This is a genomic window from Acinetobacter sp. KB005, assembly GCF_049949095.1.
In the GTDB taxonomy this organism is placed as follows: domain Bacteria; phylum Pseudomonadota; class Gammaproteobacteria; order Pseudomonadales; family Moraxellaceae; genus Acinetobacter; species Acinetobacter calcoaceticus.
In genome coordinates this window covers 726451-744424 of the sequence record NZ_CP188191.1, presented here as the reverse complement: position 1 = coordinate 744424, position 17974 = coordinate 726451, and the positions used below count along the sequence as shown (strand labels likewise).

Annotated in this window: 18 protein-coding genes and 1 pseudogene; 9 read left to right on the top strand and 10 right to left on the bottom strand. The window is 39.3% G+C overall.

The features are described from left to right. Positions 1 to 5: 5 nt before the first annotated feature. From glmU to ACPF64_RS03675, 7 genes are all read right to left on the bottom strand, one after another. A complete protein-coding gene (glmU, locus tag ACPF64_RS03705; RefSeq protein WP_426455606.1) occupies positions 6 to 1370 on the bottom strand; it encodes a bifunctional UDP-N-acetylglucosamine diphosphorylase/glucosamine-1-phosphate N-acetyltransferase GlmU in 1365 nt (454 codons plus the stop codon). 15 nt (positions 1371 to 1385) lie between these two features. Next, on the bottom strand, positions 1386 to 1901 hold the full coding sequence (locus tag ACPF64_RS03700) for a phosphatidylglycerophosphatase A family protein (RefSeq protein WP_005044357.1): 516 nt from the start codon (positions 1899 to 1901) through the stop codon (positions 1386 to 1388). Next, a complete protein-coding gene (gene thiL, locus ACPF64_RS03695; protein WP_056482025.1) occupies positions 1879 to 2796 on the bottom strand; it encodes a thiamine-phosphate kinase in 918 nt (305 codons plus the stop codon). Before thiL ends, ACPF64_RS03700 begins: the two co-directional genes overlap by 23 nt. Positions 2797 to 2812: 16 nt before the next feature. After that, on the bottom strand, positions 2813 to 3262 hold the full coding sequence (gene nusB, locus ACPF64_RS03690; protein WP_005037915.1) for a transcription antitermination factor NusB: 450 nt from the start codon (positions 3260 to 3262) through the stop codon (positions 2813 to 2815). A 3-nt stretch (positions 3263 to 3265) separates the two neighbouring features. Continuing rightward, entirely contained in the window at positions 3266 to 3736 is a 471-nt protein-coding gene (gene ribH / locus ACPF64_RS03685) for a 6,7-dimethyl-8-ribityllumazine synthase (protein WP_002119264.1), read from the bottom strand. An 11-nt stretch (positions 3737 to 3747) separates the two neighbouring features. Beyond that, a complete protein-coding gene (ribBA, locus tag ACPF64_RS03680; RefSeq protein WP_003654193.1) occupies positions 3748 to 4869 on the bottom strand; it encodes a bifunctional 3,4-dihydroxy-2-butanone-4-phosphate synthase/GTP cyclohydrolase II in 1122 nt (373 codons plus the stop codon). A 240-nt stretch (positions 4870 to 5109) separates the two neighbouring features. Beyond that, complete coding sequence (locus ACPF64_RS03675; protein ID WP_080028018.1) at positions 5110 to 6417, bottom strand: hypothetical protein; 1308 nt, start codon at positions 6415 to 6417, stop codon at positions 5110 to 5112. 59 nt (positions 6418 to 6476) lie between these two features. Here ACPF64_RS03675 and serB point away from each other — a divergent pair, with 59 nt between their 5' ends. The 3 genes from serB (at position 6477) to ACPF64_RS03660 (ending at position 9176) form a co-directional block, all read left to right on the top strand. Further along, entirely contained in the window at positions 6477 to 7700 is a 1224-nt protein-coding gene (gene serB / locus ACPF64_RS03670; protein ID WP_017391083.1) for a phosphoserine phosphatase SerB, read from the top strand. A gap of 409 nt (positions 7701 to 8109) precedes the next feature. After that, positions 8110 to 8445, top strand: a complete 336-nt coding sequence (gene aciT / locus ACPF64_RS03665; RefSeq protein WP_002119105.1) for a ciprofloxacin tolerance protein AciT — start codon at positions 8110 to 8112, stop codon at positions 8443 to 8445. A 251-nt stretch (positions 8446 to 8696) separates the two neighbouring features. Next, the gene (locus ACPF64_RS03660) at positions 8697 to 9176 is read left to right on the top strand and encodes a hypothetical protein (RefSeq protein ID WP_003654185.1); all 480 of its coding nucleotides are present in this window, start codon (positions 8697 to 8699) and stop codon (positions 9174 to 9176) included. Between the two features lie 43 nt (positions 9177 to 9219). On the opposite strand, the gene dtd is transcribed toward ACPF64_RS03660, so the two are convergent. Continuing rightward, entirely contained in the window at positions 9220 to 9663 is a 444-nt protein-coding gene (dtd, locus tag ACPF64_RS03655; protein WP_003654183.1) for a D-aminoacyl-tRNA deacylase, read from the bottom strand. Positions 9664 to 9831: 168 nt separating this feature from the next. On the opposite strand from dtd, the gene pncB reads away from it, so the two are divergent. The 5 genes from pncB (at position 9832) to ACPF64_RS03630 (ending at position 15088) form a co-directional block, all read left to right on the top strand. Beyond that, on the top strand, positions 9832 to 11046 hold the full coding sequence (pncB, locus tag ACPF64_RS03650) for a nicotinate phosphoribosyltransferase (protein WP_205468350.1): 1215 nt from the start codon (positions 9832 to 9834) through the stop codon (positions 11044 to 11046). A gap of 147 nt (positions 11047 to 11193) precedes the next feature. Continuing rightward, positions 11194 to 12042, top strand: coding sequence for a sulfurtransferase (locus ACPF64_RS03645; protein WP_426455605.1), 849 nt, complete (start codon positions 11194 to 11196; stop codon positions 12040 to 12042). Then, positions 12039 to 12890: an archaetidylserine decarboxylase gene (gene asd, locus ACPF64_RS03640; protein WP_252611207.1), complete on the top strand. Its 852-nt coding sequence runs from the start codon at positions 12039 to 12041 to the stop codon at positions 12888 to 12890. The genes ACPF64_RS03645 and asd overlap by 4 nt, the downstream gene beginning before the upstream one ends. Before the next feature lie 428 nt (positions 12891 to 13318). Beyond that, positions 13319 to 14539, top strand: a complete 1221-nt coding sequence (locus ACPF64_RS03635; RefSeq protein ID WP_311084409.1) for an acetamidase/formamidase family protein — start codon at positions 13319 to 13321, stop codon at positions 14537 to 14539. 129 nt (positions 14540 to 14668) lie between these two features. Then, positions 14669 to 15088, top strand: coding sequence for a hypothetical protein (locus ACPF64_RS03630; RefSeq protein ID WP_426455604.1), 420 nt, complete (start codon positions 14669 to 14671; stop codon positions 15086 to 15088). Positions 15089 to 15160: 72 nt separating this feature from the next. Here the strand turns inward: ACPF64_RS03630 and ACPF64_RS03625 are convergent, their stop codons facing one another. Then, complete coding sequence (locus ACPF64_RS03625; protein WP_426455603.1) at positions 15161 to 15922, bottom strand: AcfC family putative adhesin; 762 nt, start codon at positions 15920 to 15922, stop codon at positions 15161 to 15163. A 241-nt stretch (positions 15923 to 16163) separates the two neighbouring features. On the opposite strand from ACPF64_RS03625, the gene ACPF64_RS03620 reads away from it, so the two are divergent. Continuing rightward, on the top strand, positions 16164 to 17360 hold the full coding sequence (locus ACPF64_RS03620; protein WP_426455602.1) for an alpha/beta fold hydrolase: 1197 nt from the start codon (positions 16164 to 16166) through the stop codon (positions 17358 to 17360). Positions 17361 to 17425: 65 nt separating this feature from the next. Here ACPF64_RS03620 and ACPF64_RS03615 read toward each other — a convergent pair. Then, a pseudogene (locus ACPF64_RS03615) lies at positions 17426 to 17518 on the bottom strand (hypothetical protein); the annotation flags it as partial. Positions 17519 to 17974: the final 456 nt, after the last annotated feature.

Below are 17974 nucleotides of genomic sequence, written 5' to 3'. Positions count from 1 at the left end.
TCCTCTTATTTTTTAACCTTTTGGGGACGTTGATAATTTGCTTTTGAAATTTGTTGCGCACGTTCAAAGGAGAGACTTTGTTCGGCTACATCTTTCGTAATCACAGAACCCGCACCAACTGTTGCGCCATTCCCAATGGTCACCGGAGCAACCAGCGAGCTATTAGAACCGATAAAAACGGCATCGCCAATAGTGGTTTTGTGTTTATTTGCACCGTCATAATTGCAAGTAATTGTACCTGCCCCAATATTTGATTCCGCACCGATTTCTGCATCACCTAAGTATGTGAAATGGTTAGCTTTACTACCTAGCCCAATCGATGTGTTTTTAACTTCAACAAAGTTGCCGATATGCACTTCATTTGCCAATTTAGCCCCTGGGCGTAAGCGTGCAAATGGTCCAATTTGAGCATTTTCGCCTACAACTGCGCCATCAAAAACGCTATAGGCTTGAACTTTAGTGCCTGCTGCAATTTTGGTGTTCTTTAAAATACAGCCAGCGCCGATTTCTACAAAATCACCAAGCTCACATTCACCTTCAATAATAACATTGATGTCAATACGAACGTCTTGTCCAACTTTTACAGAGCCACGTAAATCAAAACGTGCAGGATCAAAGAACATTACGCCTTGCTGCATTAGCTTTTTGACTTGCTCTTGCTGGAACTGGCGTTCTAAAGCTGCAAGTTGTAAGCGGTCATTTACACCTTCAACTTCAAAAGCAAGCTCTGGTTCAACAGAGGCAACTTCTAAACCATCTGCAATTGCCATTGCAACGATGTCGGTTAAGTAATATTCGCCCTGTGCATTTTCATTTGAAAGTTTAGGCAACCATTCATGGAGTTTTGCATTGCTAACACAGTAAATGCCTGTATTAAATTCTTTAATTTGGCGTTGTTCTTCGTTTGCATCTTTATGTTCAACAATGGCTTGGATTTTGCCATTTTGGCGCACGATACGGCCATAACCTGTTGCATCATCTACAGTAAGCGTAACTAAGCCAATTCCTGTCTGGGTCGATGCATCTAATAATTTTTGTAGCGTATTTGCATTAATACATGGTACATCGCCTGATAAAATCAGTGAAACACCTTCTTTTGGAAGTACGGGTAAAGTCATTTGTACTGCATGACCTGTACCAAGTTGTTCAGCTTGTTCAACCCACTGAATATTTTCTTGGGCAAATGTTTGTTGTACGCGGTCACCACCATGACCATAAATCGTAATAATATTTTTAGCTTGTAATTGTTTTGCTGTTTGAATGACATGCCCTAATAGTGGGCGACCTGCTAAAGGTTGTAGTACTTTAGGAAGCTGAGAACGCATACGCGTTCCTTTGCCAGCAGCAAGAATAATGACGGTAGTTGACATGTATAACTCTAATGATTAAGTCAAATGGATAATAATTAGTGTACAAAGAGCAGCCCATACACCGGCAATAATATCGTCAAGCATAATACCAAAACCACCATGCACTTGACGATCAATAACACGGATAGGCCAAGGTTTCCAAACATCGAAAATTCGAAATAATATGAAGCCGACGATCACCCACATCCAGTTCATTTGTTGTAAGTAAATGAGAGGAAGAAAGGTAATAGATTGCCCTGCAAATTCATCCCACACAATTCGACCATCATCGTGTACGTTTATAACTTTTGCAGTTTGACCACAGATATAAATCCCGACCAAGGACATGATAATCATCGCGATTAAGCTTAAGTTAAATCCAAGCGATAACCAGATCGGAACGAAGAGTAGGGCAAAGGCAGAGCCAAAAGTACCAGGGGCTTTAGGTGCGAGACCAGATCCGAAACCAACTCCACAGAAAACGATGCAGCGGTTGAACCAAGACATGTCTTTAAAATGAATCGGCGGCTTATGCAAAGTGTTGGTATCCATGAATTTGCAATGGGTAATCTGAACCCAAATGCTCAAAAGTTAGTTGAGTTTGCTCAACGATCTGTCCGATCATTGTAATCTTAATGTCTAGTTGTTTTTGCAAAAGTTTTTCATAATTTTGCGGTGTTATTGTAAAACATAATTCGTAGTCATCACCACCAGCTAGCGCATATTGCCAACGCTGCTGTTCTGGTAGTTTCTCTAGCGTTGAATCAATCGGTAACTTTTCTAAAAGTAATCGAGCACCGACCTTTGAAGCTTTTAAAATATGGCCTAAATCTTGGGCTAATCCATCAGAAATATCAATCATGCTAGAAGCAAGACCCTTCAACTGTTGTCCAAGCTGACAACGTGGTGTTGGGTAGTCTAGTCGTTGTTGTAAGGGATGACCTAGGTGTTGTAAACCATAAGCTGCATCTCCAACTTGACCACTCACACAAACATAGTCACCGACTTTTGCGCCTGAACGTAACACAGCTTGTCCGGTTTCAATCCAGCCCATAGCCGTGACGGTAATGGTGAGATGTGGACCTTGGGTCGTATCTCCACCAATGAGAGCAACACCAAATTGATTACAGCAGTCATAGATTCCCTGACTGAATCCTTCAAGCCATTCATGGTCAATGGTAGGTAAGCTTAACGCAAGTAAAATACTATGAGGTTTAGCACCCATGGCAGCAATATCTGAAAGATTGACAGCCACACTTTTCCAGCCAATTGCATGGGGAGAGGTATCAAGAGGGAAGTGACGACCAGCAACTAGTGTATCTGCACAGATCACCAATTGTTGATTTTGGGGAGGGGTGATTAAGGCTGAGTCATCTCCAATACCTAAGGTGACATCTGTGTAAGATTGTCTGTTAAAGTATTGGTCAATAATAGAAAACTCAGCCATATCAACTTCAAACCTATTAGTTTGCTTGTTGTTTTTCAGCACTACGTAGTGTTGAACTTAAACGATCTAAAACGCCATTAATGTATTTATGGCTATCTGCTCCACCAAAGTGTTTGGCGAGTTCAATGGCTTCATCAAGAACTACACGATAAGGTACTTCTAAATGATCACGTAACTCGTAAGCACCTAAACGTAAGGTTGCGAGCTCTACACCATCAAGTGCACTAAGTTCACGGTCAAGTACCGGAATTAACAATGCATCAAGATCTTCGCGCTGTGCAATCACTTGCGTTAACAGTTCGTGATAGTAATTTAAGTCTACCTTGTGCATCGCATTTTCAGCACGAGTACGTGCTTCGATTTCATGTACAGGATTGTGACTCATTTGCCACTCATAAATACCTTGTACAGCAAAACGACGTGCTTTGCGTTTTGCTGCATAAGCGGCTTGCAGTGTTTGAGACATGCTTTAAATTGCCTTTAATAAATTAACCATTTCAATTGCAGTTAAAGCAGCTTCGCTACCTTTGTTTCCTGCTTTTGTACCTGAACGTTCGATGGCTTGCTCGATGCTATCAGTAGTTAATACACCATTGATGACAGGCAAGCTGCTTTCTAACGCGACTACACCTAAACCTTTTGCACATTCACCAGCAACGAAGTCAAAGTGTGGTGTGCTACCACGAATAACTGCGCCAAGTGCGATGATTGCATCAAACTGGTTTGATGTAGCTAATTTTTTAGCAACAATCGGGAGTTCCCATGCGCCAGGAGCATGAATAACAGTAATGTTATCTTCATTTACACCATGACGTTTTAATGTGTCGATTGCACCATCCAATAAGTGTTCAACAACAAAACTGTTGAAACGACCCACTAAAATCGCATAACGACCTTCGCTTGCGAGATGTAATAAACCTTCAATACGGCGAATTGCCATAGCAACCTCGATTATTTCGTTGTGATTTGATCAGCAGTGACATATTCCACTACTTCTAAATTAAAGCCAGATAAAGCATTGAAACGTAATGGTGAGCTAAGAAGCTTCATTTTTTCAACACCTAAGTCACGCAAAATTTGAGCGCCTACACCAATGGTTTGATATTGATGTGAAAGTGCTGCATTGGATTTCACCGGTTTTGGCTTATTTAAATCATCCAACGCTGGTCCCAAGTCTTGCAAATGATCTTGCCCGATCCAGACTAAAACACCGCGATCACTCGCTGCAATTGTCTGTAGTGCACGGTCTAGATTCCACGCAGGTTCACCATCAGCCTTATTTAGCTTAAGCAAATCACGAATTGGACTGAAACCATGTACACGTACTGTTGTAACACCTTCTTTTGGCTCGCCTTTGACTAAAGCCAAATGGATGTCTGGGTTACCAATCTCACGATAACGATAGAGTTCAAATGAACCATATTCTGTTTGAATGGTTTTTTGATCCAGACGTTCAACCGTTTGCTCATTGGTCATGCGATAGTGAATCAAGTCCGCAATTGTACCAATTTTTAAGCCATGCTTCTCAGCAAAAATTTCTAAATCTGCACGGCGTGCCATTGTGCCATCTTCATTGATGATTTCACAAATGACAGAAGCTGGTTCAAGACCTGCTAGGCGTGTTAAATCACAGCCCGCTTCAGTATGACCCGCACGATGTAGAACACCGCCTGGCTGTGCCATTAATGGGAAAATATGGCCCGGTTGTACAATATCACTTGGCTTTGCATGCGCTGCGACAGCAGCTTGAATTGTATGTGCACGCTCTGCTGCTGAAATACCAGTTGTAATACCTTCAGCTGCTTCGATTGATAGTGTAAAGTTTGTACTATGCTGGGCACCGTTTTGGTCAACCATCAATGGAAGGTTTAACTGCTTACAGCGCTCACGGCTTAACGTTAGGCAAACTAGACCACGTGCATGGGTAATCATGAAGTTAATATCTTCAGGACGAACATGCGTTGCTGCAATGACAAGATCACCTTCATTTTCACGATCTTCGTCATCCATCAAGATAACCATTTTGCCTGCACGAATATCGGCGACAAGATCTTCAACACGACTCAGCGGCATTCGCTTTCACCTTTTTTTGTCGTAAGACAATTTCTATTTAATAAATTTTGCATAGTTTACGCTGTTTAGAGAATTTTGCCTATGATTCTGATTTATCCAAATTTGCAACGAGATAGAATAGATCCAGCTTTATTTATACAAATAAATCATAAGAAAATGGAATAATTTAAAATAAAAACGATGAATTTAAATAAAAAAAACCTAGCCAAAAGGCTAGGTTCCAATATGCGCACTTACTTTTTAGGAAGCTGCACTGCTTGGACTATCATTTTGTGGGATTGATTTTTTCCCCATCAAAATTTCAGTCCGGATATTTTGAGCAAGTTCAGCACACTCTGCATTCATGCCATTGATCATAAAGGCATGGCGAGTCATGACATTGCTTGGATTTGGCATTGCAACAAGTTGATAGCTGTCTTGAATTGCCTTGAGTTGATCATTCTCAAGATATAAAGCAGATTCTTTCGCATGAAGATGCTGTGCTAAACGTTGAGCAGCTTCTTTCGCATCAATTTGCATCGCTTCCACAGCATTACAAGTTGCACTACGCGTTTGCAAAGCAAAGCGTTTATCTTCGCGGTAACGTTTATATAAAACGTCAGAGAGCAATTGGAATACGGTTCCAACCATAAGCAGACACTCTACAGCGTGAGTATGCGAAGTTGAAATCGCAAGTGTAGCGCCTTCAGCATTAAATTCATTTACGACTTCAATGTCCGATAGCTTTAACTGGTAATGCTTAACGCATAACTCAATACTCTTGTTTAAAAAGAGCTGACAGAGTTTAAAGTACGGAACAGATACTGACTGGTTAACACTGCTTAATAACTGTTTAGGGTCATAAAACTGAATATTGAGTGCCAACATATGTTGGTCAGCTGAATCTGCTGTTTTCTCTGGCTGAGGACGAACCGCTGGTTTACCTTTCGCTTGTTGTTGGGCTTGAGCAACCAACGTTACTGTATTTTGTTTTTCTAGAGCCAATGCCTGAGTTAACTGCTGAATTTCATGTTTTAAGCGGTTTTCTTCGTTAATACGTGCCAAATATTCGCTACGGGTCGGACGAGCAATGGCGCGATAGGCAAGCCATAATAGAACATGCAAAAACAGAGAAGCTAAGATTGCCAGCCATTGAGTGCGGAGAATTTCCCCAATACTTGGCTGAATAAGCGTAATCTCGATAGAACCCACTTTCTTTTCATTTTGCAGCGCATCGCGAGCAAAAATCTCACCTTGGCGAGTTTTCGAAATTCCGCTCGTTGCCAACACTTGTTTGTTGGCGTCAAGAATGCGAATAGACGCAACGCTTGGATTGGTCGCATAGCGATTGGCAATCAGAGCTAAAGAGACCGTATTTGCCGGTTCTAGCTCGGATAAGCTGTCTGCAACGAGCTGACTGGTCATGAGCTGACCTTGACTCGCACGGTTTTCATTGAGCTGGTGTGTCGTTGCAATCACCAATAAAAAGGTATGCAATGCAAAACTAACGATCAGTAGGCTAGCAAATAGCCCTTGTCTAGGCGCAATCAAGTTAAACTTCCAAGGCAATTATATTGAAATTCGATTATGATTCTTACAATAGTTGTCACTCAGACTAGAGTCAATTCATGCGAGAAATCATTCTTATATCCTTTTTAGGACCAGACCAACCAAACCAGTTTACCCGATTAATGCAAGTACTATCCGTACATTCATTGCAAATACTGGATGTAGGTCAGGCTGTTATTCATAATCAACTCACATTGGGCATTGTAGTCGCGTCAGATAATGAAACTGCGACCGCATTGGCAATGAAAGAAATTCTGATTTTAGCACATGATATTGGCTTAACAGTGCGCTTTAAACCAATCACAGGCGCAGAATACGATCAATGGGTAAGTGAAGGTGGTCGTACTCGTTATATCGTCACGGCTTTGGCACCTGAACTCACTGCTGCCCACTTACAAGCAGTTACACAAATTGTGTCTAGCCAAGGCTTTAACATTGAAACTGTTACCCGTTTATCAGGCCGTGTCGACTTTGAAAAGGATAGCGCATTTCCACGTCGTGCATGTGTACAGTTTGGTTTAAGTAGTGGTCCAACTTTAGACGCACAAGCCATGCGTGCAGCATGTTTACGTCTTTCAAGCGAATTAAACATTGATGTTGCTGTTCAAGAAGACAACGCTTATCGACGTAACCGTCGTTTAGTTTGCTTTGATATGGACTCAACATTAATTGAACAAGAAGTTATTGATGAGCTGGCGATTGAAGCAGGGGTAGGCGCACAAGTTGCTGAAATTACTGAAAGAGCGATGCAAGGTGAACTTGATTTCCAGCAAAGCTTCCGTGCTCGTGTTGCATTATTAAAAGGGCTAGATGCTGCTGTTTTACCTAAAATTGCAGAGCGTTTAACTATTACTGAAGGTGCAGAGCGTCTCATCTCGACTTTAAAAGCACTTGGTTATAAAACGGCAATTTTATCTGGTGGATTCCAGTATTTTGCTGAATATCTACAAGGCAAACTTGGTATTGATGAAGTTCATGCCAACATTTTAGATGTGCAAGATGGCTTTGTAACAGGTGAGGTTAAAGGTGCGATTGTTGATGGCGCACGTAAAGCTGAGCTATTACGCGAACTTGCGAATAAAATGGGCATTTCTTTAGAACAAGCCATGGCGGTAGGAGATGGTGCAAACGATCTACCTATGCTTGCGATTGCGGGCCTAGGTGTTGCTTACCGTGCTAAACCTTTAGTTCGTCAAAATGCAAATCAGGCTATTTCAAGTGTTGGTTTGGATGGTGTGCTGTATTTACTGGGTATGCATGACAAAGATTTAAACCGTGCTTAACCTATAGTGCTAAGCTTTAAGCGCTACTTCAGAGTAGCGCTTTTTTTATGCAGAATAGTTATAAAATCAAGGGTGTTATGCTCAAATCGTGCACAGAAAAAAGGCAATAAAAAAATCTGAAAAAAACTTATTTTGGTCCTTAAAAACAGCATATTTTTTTGTAATGACACGCCAGAATTGATGCCATATAGGGAATCGAACTTTTTTAATTTTACAAAAATGTAATGACAAAAGAATGTTGCGACAAAGTGTGTCGCATTAAGAAATAACGGGTCTTTTTTTCTAAAAAAAAACATCCATAATGCATCCTAAGCTTCAACACAAATTATGAATTAAAGTTGTTTTTGGAATGAGGTCGGGTTTTTAAGACCGAATCTTTTTAGACGTTTTCATTAAGACGGAGGTTTCTATGGTAACAGCGAATTTTGCCGCTATCGCCGGATTCAGCTTGATCGCTGTCGCGCTTGTTGCTGTTTTCTTTTCTCCTTACCGTCGTTGGCTTGGTTTTATGCTTGCAGGGATGTTCTTTTGGGGGCTATTGGAAGTGGTCCGTTTTGGAGTTCAAGTCACTTTTGAAATGCCAGTCACATATAGTTATTTAACTGCACTAAGTCTAGCGATGGTAATGGTTACATTTATTTTGTTACGTGAGGATAAACAGGCACAAAAGGCTTTGGCAAATCGCCAATATATAGAACACACGCCAGTATATGAAGATGATCAGCAGCAATGTTCTAGCCGATAATTAAATTGTTATCTAACGGTAAAGAGGTATGCACAGCATGCCTTTTTTATTTACGAAACGTGATTTTTATTATACAAAGCATTTATTAAAAAATAGCCAGTTATGCTACGATACATGGGTCTGTTGACGTTTCATCTAGATTGCGTTGCCAGCTAAAAATTATCAGTTAATGCACAAAACACAGGCAATGGTATGTCCTTACTGAGTTTTGCTCTAAAGTTTTCATAAAAATACAATAGGCGTGAATGTTCATGAAACTTTCTTCTATACCTGTAGTCAAATTACCTCTCGTTGATGTCAGTACAGACCCGTTAGATTTATTGGTAGCAGGTTTAGTGCTGCGTATGAAGCAATTGGCACGTACTAGCCCTAAGTTTATTGAATTGATTCATGACCGCGCTTTCCGTATCCAGATCGGTACGGATTTAGGTGTTGCACGTCAGATCATTATTAATAATGGACAGATTGACACGGTTGCAGGTGCACCTGAAAAAGCTGATTTTATCTTGCAGTTTGCAGATAGCGAACAGGGTGTAAAAACTTTGATTAAAGGTGACCCAACAGCATTTATGACAGGTATGCAAAACGGCAGCATTAAAATGGAAGGTGACTTCAGCCTATTGGTTTGGTTTAACCAAGTGGCTAGACTCATTCCACCTAAGTTGCCAAAACCAGTTAAAGATAAAGTACGTCAGGCGCGTGCTTTTATTAAAGAGAAAACTGGCCGTTAATCGCCAGATATAAAAAAACTCCCGTTCGGGAGTTTTTTTATATCTACGCTTCGACTTCCAAGTTAAATGTAACTGGACCATCATTAATTAAATGAACTTTCATATCGGCTGCAAAAATGCCGGTTTGAACTTTTTCAAATTGTGAATGTGTATATTCAACCAACTGTTCATATAACGCTTTGGCATCTGCTGGCGGCATGGCTGGGCCAAAATCTGGACGTAAACCTTTTTGAGTTTGAGCCATTAGGGTAAATTGCGAAACAAGCAGGATTCCACCGTTTGCTTGAGAGACATTCCAGCCCATTTTGCCCTGTTCGTCATCAAAGATACGATATTTCAAAATCTTATCAATAAGCTTTTGGCCAATCGCTAAAGTGTCATCTCGGCCGATGCCTAAAAAAACCAATAAGCCTTGTTGGATTTCACCGGTAGTCTCACCGTCAACCACCACTTTAGCTTCAAGAACTCGTTGTATTAAAGCACGCATAGTTAAAGCAAATTTCTGCAATTGATTGAATTGGCGTAGTTTAGCAGAAATTAAATTAAATGATTTTTAAAAGGAAATTTCACGGAGCTGCAACAATGGTCTAAAAGCTCGCAATTCATTTATAAAAATATGCTTTAATGCTAAGAAGCAAGCGAATAATCACTGACTATGTCTCCAATTATCCATTCTTTACTAGATACAGACTTGTACAAATTTACGATGTTACAGGTGGTTTTGCATAAGTTTCCGCAAACTCATAGCGTCTATCATTTCCGCTGTAGAAATTTAGAAGATACTGTCTATCCACTAGTAGATATTTTGGATGATTTAAATCAGCAACTCGACTATTTATGTAGCCTTAAATATAAAGAAGACGAGCTTCAATATTTGCGTAAATTACGCTTTATCAAAAGTGACTTTGTTGATTATTTGGAACTATTTCAACTGAAAAGGCGCTTTATTCAGGCCAGCATTGATGCGGAAGGTCGTTTGGATATTCGTATTGAAGGTCCGATGGTCCAAGCCATGATGTTTGAAATTTTTGTATTGGCAATTGTAAATGAACTTTATTTTAGCCGTATTAAAAACGATGAAGTATGGGCTGAGGGTGAACGCCGTTTACAAGCCAAGCTTGAATTGGTTCAGCAATATGAAAAAACTCAAAAACCGAATGACCCACCATTTTTAGTCTCTGATTTCGGTACGCGTCGCCGTTATAGCTTCGTATGGCAAAAGCATGTTGTGGCAGCCTTTCATAAAACGGTGCCAAATGTATTCCGTGGTACAAGTAATGTGTTACTTGCTAAAGAGTTAAACATTACGCCAATTGGAACCATGGCTCATGAGTTTTTACAGGCTTTTCAGGCACTTGATGTACGACTACGTGACTTTCAAAAAGCTGCTTTAGAGACGTGGGTTCAGGAATATCGCGGAGATTTAGGAATTGCCCTAACAGACGTTGTTGGTATGGATGCGTTCCTCCGAGATTTTGACTTGTATTTCGCCAAACTATTTGATGGCTTACGTCATGACAGTGGTGACCCTTACGAATGGGGTGATAAGGCCTATGCGCACTACCGTAAATTAAAAATTGATACTAAAACCAAAATGCTGACTTTTAGTGATGGCCTTAATTTGCCAAAAGCATGGGAATTACATCAATACTTTAAAGATCGTTTTCAGGTGAGTTTCGGTATTGGAACTAATTTGACTAATGATATGGGGCAAAAGCCGCTCAATATTGTGTTGAAACTAGTCGAATGTAATGGTCAGTCGGTTGCGAAAATTTCTGATAGTCCCGGTAAAACCATGACTGATAACGATACTTTCTTGGCTTATTTACGTCAGGTTTTTGAAATTGAAGAACTTGAAGCAGTGGTTTAAGTAAAAAATAGTCTCGCTATTTTGTATTTTTAAAAGTAAGAATGCTGATATCTGATTTTCTGCTAAAGAGTTGCAGAAAATCAGAGTTTGTTAGATATAAGCTTATGCTAATATGAAATTAAGCTGGTATAAAAAGAAACCATGACGATGACACTCCCAGATTTTAAACTCGATTTATTAATAGAAGCAGAAGAATTAGTGCCTTATCTAGGCAATGAATATATTCGCATTGTAGATTTGAGCCGTGCTTCTGTGTACGAGCAACTTCATATTCCGCATGCTATTCACTTACAACCTAAATGGTTAGTGTCTCAACACGAAGAAGCCACTGGTATTTTGCCAGATGAAGCAGGTTTACAAGCACTGATTGAGAAATTGAATATTTCACCTAATCATCATGTTGTGGTCTATGACGATGAAGGCGGAGCATGGGCTGGACGTTTAATCTGGAATTTGCATTGCTTAGGATTCACACGTACCAGTTTAATTAATGGCGGTATCCATGCATGGTTAGGAGCAGGGTTACCAACTACAGCAGAAGTCGAAGAAGTTTCTCCTGTTGCAGACTTAATTCAGATTGATTTATCGCATGCCGCTCAGTTCCGAGTGAATTACGAAGAATTACGCAAACAAGTAGAACAAGAAAATGTTCAATTGTGGGATTGCCGAACGAGTGATGAATATAGTGGGGTCCGTTTAGCAGCGCGACGCGGTGGTCACATTCCAAATGCCCTCCATTTTGAATGGAGTACTGCACTTAATCGTGAAAATCATCTAAAATTGCATCCGCTTGAACGCACGCGGCAGCGCCTTGAACAACTCGGGTTTGATTTAAAACAACCTGTAGTTGTGTACTGCCAGTCACATCACCGTTCCGGTTTGGCCTATATTTTGGCTAGACTCTTGGGCTGGGAAGCAAAAGCCTATGATGGTGCGTGGAGTGAATGGGGCAATCGCCTCGATAGTCCTATTATTACTGGAGAATCACCGTCGTGAGTTTCACATCTCGATTAAAAAAAGAATTATTTATTAAGGCACAAAATCTTGTACCACAGCATCAATTGAGCCGTGTGGTAGGTAAAGTTGCTGCGAGTGAAAATCCAGTTGTGAAAACTGCTGTTATTCATGCATTTAAAACCAAATATGGGATTGATTTATCGATTGCTGAACAAGGCAATGCACTAAAATATAAATCTTTTAATGACTTTTTTACTCGTGCTTTAAAAGATGGCGTGCGTCTCGTTGACGAAAATACAGATAGCATCGTGTCGCCTGCTGATGGTGCTATTTCTCAGATTGGTAAAATTACTGCGGGTGAAGTATTTCAAGCAAAAGGCCAAAGCTTTTCTGTAGAGAAACTCATTGGCGACCCACAACTTGCTCAGCCATTCCAAGAAGGTGAGTTCGCGACAGTCTATCTATCTCCACGTGATTATCACCGTGTACATATGCCATTTGCAGGTACATTAACTGAAACTTTGTATGTACCGGGTGAGCTATTTTCGGTAAATCAGGTGACTGCTGAAAATGTACCGGGACTATTTGCCCGTAATGAACGCATGGTGTGTTTGTTTGATACTGAACTTGGCCGTATGGCTGTTGTGTTAGTGGGTGCAATGATTGTTGCTGGTATTGAAACTGTGGCGACAGGTAAAGTGAAACCTTCAGGTCGTATTGAATTACAGCATCATCAGTTAAAGCTAGAGAAAGGTGCTGAGCTTGGACGTTTTTATTTAGGTTCTACAGCGGTTATTTTATTTGAAAAAGATAAGATCGAATGGGAACAACGTTTTAAAGCTGAGTCTGTGGTTGTAATGGGCGAGCGCATGGGACATACAGTTTAGTAAACGATATAACCCCTATATGACATATAAACCCTGACTTTAATTATTCAGGGTTTATTTTTTGATTTAAATTATATAAACGTAAAGTATATAACTATGTTTGGATTTATATTATATAGAAATATAATTATTATTAAGTGATCTGAAATAGGACATTATAGAAGCTAGTCCAAAAATATGTGTCTGGAGAGAGCACAGATATTAATATGATTGAAAATTAATAAATAAAAAAAGAAAGAAATATTTAAGTTAGACTTAAGTCGTAATTTTAATTTTACTTGCAGATAAGTTATTAAATCTAAAAAAATTATTTAATTTTATAAATATGAAGCGCTTTTTAGATATTGCACAGCCTTTAGCCTTGGCACAATGCTTGCTAATTATTCAGGACCTTACAGTAATTTTCATATTTTTTAGGTTCTGAAATCATGTTAAAAGTTAAACGCCTGACAGCTTCGGTTTTATCTGTACTTTGTATTTCACTCAGCCATGCCAATGATTTTAAAGTTTTAAATCAAATTTCAAAACAGCCTACTCAACTTCAAAGTGGCGAATATAAAGGTAATTATTACGTTCCATCTACTTTAAAAACCATTACATGGGGTTATTTACCGAATCGGGATGCCAAACCCGTCCTTACCGTTCCGTCGGGTAGTGTTGTGACATTTGATACGGTTTCTCATGAGGGTTTGCTTGAAGACCAAGGGCGTAATGCTGAAAAGTTCTTTCAATCGAAAGGTGTCAAATCTAATGAAATTTTGGAAGATGCAAAAATAATTACACAGTCAAATTTAAAGCATGATTTTCATAAAGATGGGCCACATATTGTGACAGGCCCTGTTGCAATTGAAGGCGCACAGCCCGGTGATATTTTGAAAGTTGAGGTACTTAAAGTTGAGCCGCGTGTACCTTACGGTGTTATTTCAAATCGACATGGTAAAGGTGCTTTAGTTGGGGAATTTCCTAAAAAAGCAAAGCAAGAAAATGCATCGGCTGAGCATCCTGAACGCTATGGAAATGTCTCAATTTTCACACCAATTGAAAAAAATGCTAAAGGTGAGTACGAAGGTGTATTAAAAACGGAATCGGGTAAATCAATACGTTTCCCGCTTTATCCTTTTATGGGAATTATGGGGGTAGCAGCCAATACTTCTGAGCCTGTTCACTCTGTACCCCCTGCAATGTATGGTGGAAATATTGATATTAATGAACTAGGTGCAGGTTCAACAGCCTATTATCCTGTTCAGGTCAAAGGCGCATTATTCTATACAGGTGATAGCCATTTCGCGCAAGGGGATGGTGAAGTAGCATTAACTGCACTCGAAGCTTCAGCACGTGCGACACTAAAATTTACCTTACTCAAAGCAGGTAAAGATAAAATACCGGGCAAAGAGTTAAAACAACCTTTAGCTGAAAATGCTGAGTTTTGGATTACACCGGGACTTGATGAAGATCTAGATGAAGCGATGAAAAAGTCTACACGTGAAGCCATTCGTTTCCTAAATCAAGAATACGGTATTGATGAAGCAACAGCTTATGCGTATTTAAGTGCCGCAACTGATTTTGAAGTTTCACAAGTTGTAGATAAAACCAAAGGGATCCATGCAAAAATTAGAAAAGCTGATTTTAAAGAGTTTGAGAGTAAATAATTAAGTGAACTAAGCTTGGTATTTAAAATATTAAATACCAAGTTAAATTCATTTTAACTATTAATAAGTTTTATATATTTTATAATTGAGTATAATAAATATCACATATATTTATTAGTATAAAATCTAATGCACTCACTTCCGAACGCTCTACTTTATATTGCTGCATTATTAACATTCTGTGCTGCATTACTTCATTTTGTTTGTGTGTTCTGGGGGGAAAATGGTTTTCGGTTTTTAGGGGCCGGGAAAAGTATTGTTCAGATGGTCGAAAGAGGGCATTGGTATCCTAATTTTATAGCTATAGCTGTGGGGTTAATTCTAACTGTATGTGCTACTTATGCTTTCTTTGCAGCAAAGGGAATACAGGTATTACCATTTACTAAACTTATTTTGTCGTTTGTTGCAGCGGTTTTTCTTATCCGTGGTCTGGCTTTTCCGTGGTTAAAGTCAAAATTTGTCGGTAATAGTGATTTATTTTGGTATGTCAGCTCAGCTTTTTGTTTAATTCTGGGAGCTTTATATGCCGCAGGAGTATATTTAATTTGAAATGAATATACTTTAAGTTAAATAGAATTAATAATTTTAAAAAATTAAAAGGGAGCTTAGCTCCCTTTTAAATTATTTAGTCCAACCATATTTTTTGAAAATAGTATTGCCTTGCTGAGACGATAAGAACTCTACAAAACGTTTAGCTTCAGCATCTTTTAAACTATGTTTGGTTAAGGCAATACCTGTATCACGATAGACAACCAACTCTGGTTCGATAGGGATAATTTGCCCAACATCAGGATTACTAATTCCCCAAATATTAAAGACTAACCAAGCATCGTAGCTACTATTTTCCACCCAGTTTTTCTTGGCAATACCTGTGTTGGCTGCATAAGTGGCAATATTTTTTCGAACAGATTTGGTTAATTTAATATTTCCAGTTCTACCCGCAATATCCTCCCACATACCGACTTGACCTGCACCATGCGTAACTAAAACCTTAATGTTGGATTTAGCTAGGTCTTTAAATCCTTTAATATTTTTAGGATTTCCTTTGCGTACTAAAATGGCTGCGGGGCGTAAATATAAAGGTTCCACCGAATCTTTTATAATTTGCTCAGAAAAAGCATTTTCAAAATCAGACATCATGGCTTCGGAACCACTATATATAATATCGGCATCTAGTTTCGCTTTGTCAGACCATTGAGAAGTAGGCCCAGACGTTACATGGACTGCTATGCCCGTTTTATTGGTAAATTGTTTGGCAGCTTCTTTCATGGAGGGTGCTGGCCCACTAGGACCATACACTTGTACGTCTGCAAAACTATGGATGGGTAGAGAACCGAGAATAAGACAAATCAGGTACGGTATAAATTTATATTGTTTTGACATTTTAATCGCTATAGTAATTAAGAAAATATCAGCATATATTTTTTATTATTTAAACGGGATTAATTTTTGCAACGATATTTATAATACATTTCTTTAAAATATATTTTAATTAGATTTTAAGTGACTGTATAAATGTAAATTCTTTTGAAGTAAATATAACTATAGAAGTTTTTATGGTAATTTATATTTTATAAATTGATTATTTGAATAGATATATTGTAAATAATAGAGGAGTAATCCCTTGATTAAAAAAAGTAATTCTTTTTTAAAAATTTTATTTAGCAGCGCTTGTTTGGTTTCTGGTTCTGCTATGGCTGCTCCCATTACAGATTTGGGTAAGCAAATTGTGAGCGACAAACCGGGTTCAATACTGTCTCTAGAACAGCAAGATGTGACGGATTTATTTCCTCATGCTGATCAGCGTTTGTTAGTTAATTATCGTAGTCGAGGGATTCAGGGCGAGCCCATTGTGGCATCGGCTTTTATTTTATTACCAAAAGGCACTCCGCCAAAAAATGGTTGGGCGATACTGGCTTGGGCGCATGGCACGACTGGAGTTGCCGATACTTGTGCACCTTCGGGCGACTATGTCGGTGGACCAGTTCATTCATATCAAGAAGTTGCTTCCAAAGCTTTAGATGATTGGCTTGCACGTGGCTATGCAGTTGTTGCACCTGATTATCAAGGTTTAGGTACACCGGGTGGGCATCCTTACATGAATGCAAAGAGCCAGCTTCATACGGTGGTTGATGCAGTGCGGGCATTACATATGCTCAAGCCTAAGAATTTTAATAAACAGTGGTTGGTGATGGGGCATAGTCAAGGCGGGGCTGCGGCAATTGCAGTGTCTGCCTATGGTCAAAAAGATGCGCCCGAACTAGATTTAAAAGGGGCAATCGCTCTTGCTCCGGGTGGCTATCAATATGAAGGTATTGCAGAATATGTGCAGAGTCATCCAAACCCAGAACCTAGCGTAGCTGCTTTCTTCCCGATTGTGCTATTAGGAGCACAAGCAGCAGAGCCGAGCATAGTTGCTGAGAATTTAGTCAGTCCAGAAATGAACGCGGTGCTGACCCAAGCGCGCAGCCGCTGTTTATCTGAACTTCAATCTGATTTAAAAAAATCTCCTTCTAGCATATTTCGATCTGATGCTGATTTAAAACCTCTCTTGGCTTATCTAAAACAACAGTCGATTGAAAATATGGTACCTACCGTACCGTTAATGATTGTTCAGGGTTCTAAAGATCATTTAGTCGATCCGAGAGGGACATTTGCTTATTATCAGCAGCTATGTAAATTAAAAAAACCAACGGTATATCAAACGATTGATGGTGGAGATCATCGTGATGCACTACGCCAGAGTAATACTTTTGCTACTCACTTTTTAAATGTAATAGAGAAGAACCAAAGTAAATCCTATTGCTCGACTTCTAAGTAAATTGGTTTAAATGCTAAAAAAGCCGACTTTTCATGAGCCGGCTTTTTATATTTGAAGGGGTGACTTTAGGTCAGGTTATACAGTCTTTCTTTAGGGAAAACTGCGTTAAAATCAGCCTTCATATTCACGTCCATTTTTGCGCCATTTTCCATCAGCACCTTTATACCAGTCTGGGGCTACAGCTGGGCCTCGTGCTCCTGAGCCTTCTCGTGACTCATCTATATAATCAATTTTATCAATGTACACTGTATCTTCTCGGCCTTCATAAACTCTGCTGCGCAACAGTATTGTACGGTGCTTCCAATCAATACTTTTAAGTTCTCCCTGTTCACAAGTTTGATTTATTGAACCACCAAAATGTCCCCAAACCATTAAATACTTGCCCATAGGGATACGTTTTAATTGATCATCAATAGTTTCTATATAAGGTTCTTCTTCAAGCGGTTCAAGCATCTCAATTTGATCAAAAGAGATTAACCGAGTTGATTCGTCTTCTATGGATACGTGAATGATTTTTTGAGTTTGATCAACCTGAAGAATTTCCACTTTTAATGTTTCTCCACTTTTTAAACCGAGAATAAAGCAATCAGTTATTTCTGCATTATTCGATATTA

What these genes read in the sequence shown, in the direction of transcription:
- glmU (WP_426455606.1), bottom strand. Translation starts at nt 1,370, where the DNA reads ATGTCAACTACCGTCATTATTCTTGCTGCTGGCAAAGGAACGCGTATG.
- ACPF64_RS03700 (WP_005044357.1), bottom strand. Translation starts at nt 1,901, where the DNA reads ATGGATACCAACACTTTGCATAAGCCGCCGATTCATTTTAAAGACATG.
- thiL (WP_056482025.1), bottom strand. Translation starts at nt 2,796, where the DNA reads ATGGCTGAGTTTTCTATTATTGACCAATACTTTAACAGACAATCTTAC.
- nusB (WP_005037915.1), bottom strand. Translation starts at nt 3,262, where the DNA reads ATGTCTCAAACACTGCAAGCCGCTTATGCAGCAAAACGCAAAGCACGT.
- ribH (WP_002119264.1), bottom strand. Translation starts at nt 3,736, where the DNA reads ATGGCAATTCGCCGTATTGAAGGTTTATTACATCTCGCAAGCGAAGGT.
- ribBA (WP_003654193.1), bottom strand. Translation starts at nt 4,869, where the DNA reads ATGCCGCTGAGTCGTGTTGAAGATCTTGTCGCCGATATTCGTGCAGGC.
- serB (WP_017391083.1), top strand. Translation starts at nt 6,477, where the DNA reads ATGCGAGAAATCATTCTTATATCCTTTTTAGGACCAGACCAACCAAAC.
- aciT (WP_002119105.1), top strand. Translation starts at nt 8,110, where the DNA reads ATGGTAACAGCGAATTTTGCCGCTATCGCCGGATTCAGCTTGATCGCT.
- ACPF64_RS03660 (WP_003654185.1), top strand. Translation starts at nt 8,697, where the DNA reads ATGAAACTTTCTTCTATACCTGTAGTCAAATTACCTCTCGTTGATGTC.
- dtd (WP_003654183.1), bottom strand. Translation starts at nt 9,663, where the DNA reads ATGCGTGCTTTAATACAACGAGTTCTTGAAGCTAAAGTGGTGGTTGAC.
- pncB (WP_205468350.1), top strand. Translation starts at nt 9,832, where the DNA reads ATGTCTCCAATTATCCATTCTTTACTAGATACAGACTTGTACAAATTT.
- ACPF64_RS03645 (WP_426455605.1), top strand. Translation starts at nt 11,194, where the DNA reads ATGACACTCCCAGATTTTAAACTCGATTTATTAATAGAAGCAGAAGAA.
- ACPF64_RS03635 (WP_311084409.1), top strand. Translation starts at nt 13,319, where the DNA reads ATGTTAAAAGTTAAACGCCTGACAGCTTCGGTTTTATCTGTACTTTGT.
- ACPF64_RS03630 (WP_426455604.1), top strand. Translation starts at nt 14,669, where the DNA reads ATGCACTCACTTCCGAACGCTCTACTTTATATTGCTGCATTATTAACA.
- ACPF64_RS03625 (WP_426455603.1), bottom strand. Translation starts at nt 15,922, where the DNA reads ATGTCAAAACAATATAAATTTATACCGTACCTGATTTGTCTTATTCTC.